Origin of the sequence: Streptomyces sp. WAC 04229 (assembly GCF_003947455.1) — a bacterium.
Taxonomy (GTDB): Bacteria; Actinomycetota; Actinomycetes; order Streptomycetales; family Streptomycetaceae; genus Streptomyces.
Map to the genome: position 1 here is coordinate 1 of NZ_QHJH01000391.1, position 1,481 is coordinate 1,481.

The following is a 1,481-nucleotide window of genomic DNA, read 5'->3' on the forward strand; positions in this document are numbered from 1 at the left end:
CTCACCCTCTCGGGCTTTCCTCCGGGCGCTTCCCTTCGGTCTTGCGTTTCCGACTCTATCAGATCTTTCCGATCCGATTTCCTCGGTGCTTTCCAGGTTCCCGCTTTCGCGTTTCCCTTTCCGGCGGTTCCGACTTTATCAGAAGTTTCGGGTCGGTCTTACCGGCCGTTCGTTTCCGATTTGATCGGGAGAGTGCTTCGTCGAATTCGAGATTCGGGAGGAAGCAAGCAGATGTTCACTGTGACCCTCGGGGACGAACCCCGTCTACAGGCAACTGTTCAAATCTACCTCCCCGCTCGCTCCGTGTCAACGGCTCTTGCGGGAACGAAGAGGACACTAGCAGTTCACCGAGGCTCCATGCACATCAGGCGGCCGTAGGCACCGTGGCGCTGCGCTCGGCCTCCTCCACGTCGCCCGTGTCGCCTTCGCGTACGGCACGACGGCCCAGGACATAGACGTAGGCGAGGAAGGCCAGCTCGGCGACGACGCCGATGGTGATGCGGGCCCAGGTGGGCAGGCCGGACGGGGTGACGAAGCCTTCGATGGCGCCGGAGATGAAGAGGACCAGGGCGAGTCCGATGGCCATGCCGATGGCGGCGCGGCCCTCCTCGGCCAGGGCGATGCGCCGGCTGCGGGGTCCGGGGTCGATCAGGGTCCAGCCGAGGCGGAGTCCGGTGCCCGCGGCCACGAAGACCGCGGTCAGTTCCAGCAGGCCGTGGGGCAGGACGAGGCCCAGGAACGTGTCGAGGCGCCCGGCCGACGACATCAGACCGAATCCGACGCCCAGGTTCAGCATGTTCTGGAACAGGATCCAGAGGACGGGCAGGCCCAGGAAGACGCCCAGGATCAGGCAGAGCGCGGCGGCCCACGCGTTGTTCGTCCAGACCTGTGCGGCGAAGGAGGCCGCGGGGTGGCTCGAGTAGTACGTCTCGTACTGGCCGCCCGGGCGGGTCATCTCGCGCAGTTCGGCGGGCGCCGCGATGGTCGACTGGACCGCAGGGTGTGTGCCGATCCACCAGCCGAGGAGCGCCGCCACGGCGGTCGACAGGAGTGCGGTGGGGACCCACCAGTGCCGGGCCCGGTAGACGGCGGCCGGGAACTGCCGGGTGAGGAAGCGTGTGACGTCGCGCCAGGAGGCTCGGCGGGTGCCGGTCACAGCACTGCGCGCGCGTGCCACCAATTGGCTCAGGCGTCCGGTCAGCTGGGGGTCGGGCGCGCTGGACTGGATCAGGGAGAGGTGAGTGGCGGTGCGCTGATAGAGGGCGACGAGTTCGTCGGTCTCGGCACCGGTGAGTCGGCGCCGGCGTCGGAGCAGGGCGTCGAGGCGGTCCCACTCCGCGCGGTGGGCGGAGACGAAGACGTCGAGGTCCATCGGTGTGCCTGCTCCTCGGCTATCGTCAGCGGCTCGTCGTGGATCAGCTTGTCGTACCGCGGCGCGGTGCGTCCTCAGCTTGGCAGACTGGCGGGGGCGGGGGGGAGAC

General features: G+C 67.9%; 1 protein-coding gene. It reads right to left on the bottom strand.

Features of this window, described 5'->3' with window-relative positions; translation table 11 throughout:
- Window positions 1-364: 364 nt before the first annotated feature.
- Entirely contained in the window at window positions 365-1,372 is a 1,008-nt protein-coding gene (locus DMH12_RS38450; RefSeq protein ID WP_125495857.1) for a stage II sporulation protein M, read from the bottom strand.
- Window positions 1,373-1,481: the final 109 nt, after the last annotated feature.